Source organism: Desulfobacterales bacterium (genome assembly GCA_029211065.1).
GTDB lineage: Bacteria > Desulfobacterota > Desulfobacteria > Desulfobacterales > JARGFK01 > JARGFK01.
This window is the reverse complement of record JARGFK010000167.1, coordinates 1-6,069: the sequence shown is the minus strand read 5'-3', so window position 1 is coordinate 6,069 and position 6,069 is coordinate 1. Positions and strand designations below refer to the sequence as shown.

The following is a 6,069-nucleotide window of genomic DNA, read 5'->3' as shown; positions in this document are numbered from 1 at the left end:
GGCAATTCACTGCCGAGGATGCCAGGATAAAACTACGCCGCCTCTATCCGACAATTGATGGTTGACGAGACACTAGGAAGCTATGAGGCTATCAAGCTTGGAAGCGGCAAGGGAAGGGATCAGGGGGCAGGTATCGGGGATCAGCGGCCGGGGGTTGAAAAGAAAAGATAAGACTGACGGATAGTTGTCAGTGGTCCGTAGCCCGTGGTTAGAGCTTCAACGGACAACGGACCAACAACAGGCAAGGAAAAATCCGGAGGAGATTAAGATCGTGAATTCATCACTTAAACCCTTGACCCCTATAATCCTGGAATCCTTTATTTTGGATTTCACATCATGATTTCCCTGCGGGAAGGACTGCAGCTGTCAACCGGCGGTGTCGTCTGTTTTGTGGGCGCCGGCGGTAAAACCAGCCTAATGTTCAGGCTTGCCCGGGAGCTTTCGGCCGGCGGTGATTCGGTCTTAACCACCACCACGACCAGAATACGAATGCCCACCCAAGACCAGTCGGAAGCGGTTGTGATCTCACCGCTGGCAGAGGCGATTATCAGTCGGGCCAATCGGTTTCGTAACAAAAATTTTCATTTTACGGCTGTTGCGGAAAAATTGAGTCCGCAGGAGAAACTGAAAGGGTTCCTTCCTGGGTTTATTGACGAATTGTGGAAGAGTGGGCTGTTCCGCTGGATTCTTGTAGAGGCCGACGGCGCCGCCGGCAGATCTTTAAAGGCGCCGGCCATCTATGAGCCTGTTGTTCCATCCTGCGCCGAATGGGTGATCGGGCTTGTCGGTCTGGATGCGGTGGGTAAGACCCTTGACGAAGACTGTGTTTTCAGGTCGGGCATGTTTTCGCAACTGACAGGGCTTGCCCTGGGCCAGGCGGTTTCCCCTATGGCCATTGCGGCATCTTTGACCCATGCCGGCGGGATTTTTAAAGAGAGTCCCGGCGCCGCCCATCAGTATCTCTTTTTAAACAAGGCCGAAAGCGCCGAGGGTATTAGAGCGGGACGCGAAGTTGTAAAAATCATTAAAGAGACAACACCCGTCCGGATAAAACGAGTCCTCATCGGCAGCGCAATGAAACATCCGCCGGTGATGGCGTTCTATGAAATAAGGTGAAACGCATGAACAATTTTTTTCTTGATTTGGATAAGCTATTGATTTCGGGGCAAAAGGTTGTGGTGGCCCGAATTATTTTTCAGAAAGGTTCGGCCCCGCGGTCCATCGGGACCAAGTGCATCATCCTCGAAAACGGCGAAATTCTGGGGACAATCGGCGGCGGCGCTCTGGAATATCAGGTGATCGAAAAGGCCCAATCGGTTTTTAAAACAGGCAAATCCGCCACAATCCATTTTCAACTTACAGGGGAAGATGTAGCTGAGACGGACATGCTGTGCGGCGGGATTGTGGATGTTTTTCTGGAGCCCATGTTTCCGGACAATCAGGTTGTCAGGGATGTATTTGGTAGAACCCGGGATCTCGTGATCACGGGCAAAGCCAAAGGAAAGCTCCTGACGCTGATTGCAGACGGAATTTCCCGTGACCGCCCGGACCGGCATGCCTTGATGATAAAAGACGGTTCCGGCGTTCAGGTGATCGGACGCATTCCCGGCGGCCTTGATGTCGGTACAGAGAAGCTTTTCGCGGGAAACACCCCTGAACTGAAGCGGTTCCCAATCGAAGGGGTGTCCATTTTTATGGAACCGATACAGTCCGCCGATGTTCTCTATATTTTTGGCGCCGGTCATATTTCCACATTTTTAAGTCCGCTGGCAAAAAGGGTGGGATTTGGCGTCGTTGTCATTGACGATCGCGGGGAATTTGCCAATGCAAAGCGTTTTCCCGACGCCGATGAAATCATGGTCGTGCCGCTTTCGCAATCGTTTGATCGAATTTCCGTTACGCCTTCTTCCTATATTGCCATTATTACCAGGGGACACATCCATGATCATGCCGTTCTCAAAGAAGCCCTGAAGCATGAACCCGCCTATATCGGCATGATCGGGAGCAAAAGAAAAAGAGAGGTGATTTATCAGGCGTTGATAAAAGAGGGGGCTTCCAAGGCAACTCTTCAACAGGTGCATTCCCCCATCGGGCTTGCCATCGGGGCGGAAACACCGGAGGAGATTGCCGTCAGCATTGTCGCCGAATTGATCCAGGAAAGAGAACGATCGAGAAAAAGGCCGGCCGGGTAAAACGGAGAGATGTGCCGGAGGCCGGATCGAAAATATGCAGAACAGATTCAATCCATCAAGAAGGTTCAGCTTCAGCAGGAAGACAAGACAGCAGCCGGCCTCCGGCAATAAATATATCTATACTTTAACGCGCATTTTAGCCTGATTATCACCGTTAATGAAATGATCGCCTTTTAAGGCGCGTTCGGCTTCCATCTCCAGTTCTTCATCCCACTGACCCAGGGAGTAACCAAACCAGGGCGGCTGCGGCGTCAGCGGCGGCAGACCCAGTTCTTCCCAGATCTTTTTGGCGTTTTCCATATACTTCTTTTTCGGGAGCGAGATCGGCGGATAGGGCTCTTTTAAGATGGCGTTTATCAGCATGGCGGATTCGTCGGCCGGATCATGCTGGGACGCAATGTCCGTGCTCACGCTGGCGCCGCCGAATGGTGGCGCATGACCTTTTTCAAGCCCTTTTAAAATCTGTACATCCAGATGCGGTTTCATGCGGTAGCACATGGCCCACATGACGGCATCAAGGTTTTCCGGATCGATATCGGTATCCACCGCCACAAGTATCTTGCCAACCCCCTGATGGAGGGATACGGCGGCATACATGGCCCGCCACACTTCGGATTCACTGGGTTTATCCATTTGAATGACGATGAACTTTCGCAGATTGGTCAGTGGTTCATGCAGGTAAACCCGTTTGACGCATTTGATGCTGTAGACGTTTTTCAGGTGGTTTATAAAAAGCGGCTCATATCCGACTTTCTTGACCACGGAGCTCTCACTTGGGGTAACCTGGCTGATCCAGGAAACAAAGGTGGCTTTCTTTTTGTGGGTAATGCAGGTTATTTCCATGAATGGATTGGTCTGGCGCGGGTGCATATAGCCGTGGGACTCCCCGAAGGGTCCTTCCGGTTCCAGATATTCGGTTGACATTATGCCTTCAATAACGATTTCCGCATCTGCCGGAACTAAAATATCCACGGTTTTGCATTTCACCACCGGGATCGGTTCGCCCACCAGGCCGCCGGCAACGGTAATTTCATCAACTTCGCGGGGTATTTTCTGAACGGCGGCATAGGAAACAACCGGCGGAGCACCGATAACCAGGGCCGCTTCCAGGGGAACCCCTTTGGCATTTGCCTTTTCCCAATGCACTTGAATGTCCTGCCCCAGACCGCTGGGGAAACAACCCACTTTGCGGCGCTGCTTCATCTGGCCCCGGTAGTTGCCGATGTTTTGAATGCCGGTCTCAATATCTTTTGTGAACCAGTGGGAACACGTCGAGTAGGGGGCGTTATCAAAACCGGGAGTTGAAATGGGGACCGGAAAGCGGTCGGTGCCGTTGCCTTCCTTGTCCAGGTCCTTGCCCTTTATAACGACCTCCTGGCAGGCAGCTTTATCCACGACGACGGGATCGATCCGATTGGCAAGGGCCTTTTGCCAGATCGTGTTGACTTCTTCAGGTTTGCAGCCCATGCCGGTAAAATAAATTTCGGGATTGGCCGCCAGGGCGCCGACAACCACGGGCATGTCATACTTTTTGCCTTTGGCGTCCACTACGTTTTCAAACAAAAATGCCTTGCGGTCTTTTTCTGCAATTCCGCCGCGGTATTGCCACCGTACCAGCGGATGGAGCTCCGTATCTTTATTGATTTCCCTTTTGACACGAATCAGCAGTCCTTTTTTTTCTAGATTTACCAAGTGTTGACTGAGATTTTTATACTTTTTTTTTGCCATTTCCTTCCTCCTGTTATGAGATTAAGACCGGCGACACTTGTTTCTATCAATCAAATATAATGATGCCAAAGGTGATACAAGACTCGAACAGCAAAATAAAACTTCACTGAAAACGGCCCGGAGAAGCTTCAGCGCGGCAGAATTCAGAGAAGCGTCGCGTGCGTTTTGATCAAGGCTAACTAACTCAGTGGTCGGGGAGTTTTTCAAATGTTGTCTTGTCCGCCCGGGGATAGCCCCCGTGGGAGCCGTAACCATCTTATCGAATCATTAGCGCACGGCAGCAATCCCGCTCAAATTCCATTGAACCAGCCCCAAAAGGCTGATTTCCACGGCGACGATGATCGTCTCTGCCTGTTGGGGCTTAGCGCAAAGGTTAGGGGGCGTGTACAGGGTGCAGTCATATTGGGTTACGGTTCCCACGGGGGCTATCCCCGGGCGGACCGGCGACAAACGCTGGACTGATAACGGCTCACCCCATAGGCATTCGTAATGAAACTCCCCGACCCTTCAACTAACTACAATATAATTACAATGTAACTATAACCACCGGGGTATGTCAAGAAAAAAAACAGCCGTTTTACATACGGAATTGCATCTCAAAAATATGCTGAAATGATTGAAAAGAAGCGGCCTGAAATTTGCACAAGCGGGTTGCTTTCACCCCCAGGGCATTTAAGGGTTTAGCCGTTTCTCTTCAATTACCCTGCATGGTTCAGGGGATTATTCCCATAAGGTTCCGGTCTTGCGGCCCTTTTCCAGATAGTACTCCCAGACTTTTTTGATGCTGACGGCGGGCAGGTAAGTCTTGGCGGCAGCGCGTTTGATCTGTTCTGCTGAAAGGGGTTGGGGGGTGCCGAGTATGGAGGACTCCACCAGCAGACGGGCATTTTCTTCCAGATATAGACAAGCGACAAAGGTTGCTTCAACGTAGGATTCAGCAACCACCGCACCGTGGCCTTTCATGATCACGGCGCGCGCGCTGCCCAGTGCTTTGGCCATTTGGTTTGCCTCTTCAAAGGTGGTGATTTTCTCTGCCTCGGAATAAACCGGGACGACCGCGCCGAAAATGCTGCCGTGATGACAGACGGGAACCAGGTCCTTTCCGGCAATACTGGGCAAAATTGCGTAGTGGCAATGGATGTGGGCCACACTGTTGACATCGGGCCTGGCCTGAAAAACCGCTGCATGAATAGGGAGTTCCTGGGGCGGCTCATGCTTGCCGCCGACCCATTCACCAGTTAACGATACTTCCGCGAGATCATCCGGGGTAACCGCTTCGCGGGATAGTTTCATGGGGTTTATAAAGAAAGTTTTTTGACCGGGCGCTCTGACACTGATATGTCCGGAAAAGTCAAGCAGCCCTGCCAGCGTCAGGAGGCGGCAAGCCCGGGCCGCATTGTCTTTTAATACTTGAATGTCTTTGTCCATGAGAGGCTGCTCCTGTTGTTATAATTTTGTTTTTGTCATTAGGACATTTGATATTTGAATTTGTTTCGAATTTCGATATTCGGATTTTGAATTGGACCATTGGCATTTGCAGAAATCGTGCCCTCCGGACTTAGACCAAGGCCGGCATCTCTGTGGCCGAATATTTACTCTATCTTTGCTTTTTATGCAACAGCAGGGTATACGCTTCATCACTGCGTGATGATCGTAATTTTAACAATGTCGCCGTCATCTAATCCCAGGACTTCTTTCAGACAAACCGGCGCAATTACCTCTAATATGTTCTTTGCATGAATTTGAACATCCTCGGCGGGGATAATGATTGCTCCCTGGATCCCTTTTATTTTTACAGAGAGGGTCTGTGCACTGCAGAATTTCGGATCAGGCGGGATCAACGCCTGAATGTCCGACCCTTTTAGAGATCCTATCAAGTCAGCGTCTGAATCGGCGATGACCAGATTCAGCGTTCCGGGATAAGGTTTAAATCCCAATTTTTTCGCGCATTGCTCCTGTACCCAGTCCAATTGGGTGAAAAAAGCAGCCTGACACGCTCCGCTCACAATTTTGCCCATCAACGTATATTTCTCATTCATCACGTGTCCTCGAAAAGATTATTCGTCCCTTAATTATTCGCCTTCGCCTGAATACCCTGCTGCTTGCAGCAGGGATGAAAGGCGAGGTGAACCGCGCCGAAGCTCAACTG

6 protein-coding genes are annotated in these 6,069 nt (G+C 50.8%); 2 read left to right on the top strand and 4 right to left on the bottom strand.

Translation table 11 applies throughout. The features are described 5' to 3' along the window. The first annotated feature begins 336 nt into the window (after nucleotides 1-336). Both yqeC and P1P89_21610 read left to right on the top strand, forming a co-directional pair. On the top strand, nucleotides 337-1,116 hold the full coding sequence (gene yqeC / locus P1P89_21615; protein MDF1594116.1) for a selenium cofactor biosynthesis protein YqeC: 780 nt from the start codon (nucleotides 337-339) through the stop codon (nucleotides 1,114-1,116). A gap of 5 nt (nucleotides 1,117-1,121) precedes the next feature. Further along, entirely contained in the window at nucleotides 1,122-2,192 is a 1,071-nt protein-coding gene (locus P1P89_21610; GenBank protein MDF1594115.1) for an XdhC family protein, read from the top strand. Between the two features lie 117 nt (nucleotides 2,193-2,309). Here the strand turns inward: P1P89_21610 and P1P89_21605 are convergent, their stop codons facing one another. The 4 genes from P1P89_21605 to P1P89_21590 all read right to left on the bottom strand — a co-directional run bounded on the left by P1P89_21605 (nucleotide 2,310) and on the right by P1P89_21590 (nucleotide 5,959). Continuing rightward, entirely contained in the window at nucleotides 2,310-3,920 is a 1,611-nt protein-coding gene (locus P1P89_21605; protein ID MDF1594114.1) for a UbiD family decarboxylase, read from the bottom strand. 267 nt (nucleotides 3,921-4,187) lie between these two features. Further along, the gene (locus P1P89_21600) at nucleotides 4,188-4,340 is read right to left on the bottom strand and encodes a hypothetical protein (GenBank protein MDF1594113.1); all 153 of its coding nucleotides are present in this window, start codon (nucleotides 4,338-4,340) and stop codon (nucleotides 4,188-4,190) included. A gap of 300 nt (nucleotides 4,341-4,640) precedes the next feature. Continuing rightward, nucleotides 4,641-5,348: a class II aldolase/adducin family protein gene (locus tag P1P89_21595; protein MDF1594112.1), complete on the bottom strand. Its 708-nt coding sequence runs from the start codon at nucleotides 5,346-5,348 to the stop codon at nucleotides 4,641-4,643. 209 nt (nucleotides 5,349-5,557) lie between these two features. Continuing rightward, nucleotides 5,558-5,959 (bottom strand): CTP-dependent riboflavin kinase, encoded by a 402-nt coding sequence (locus P1P89_21590; GenBank protein ID MDF1594111.1) that lies wholly within the window; start codon nucleotides 5,957-5,959, stop codon nucleotides 5,558-5,560. Between the last annotated feature and the right edge of the window lie 110 nt (nucleotides 5,960-6,069).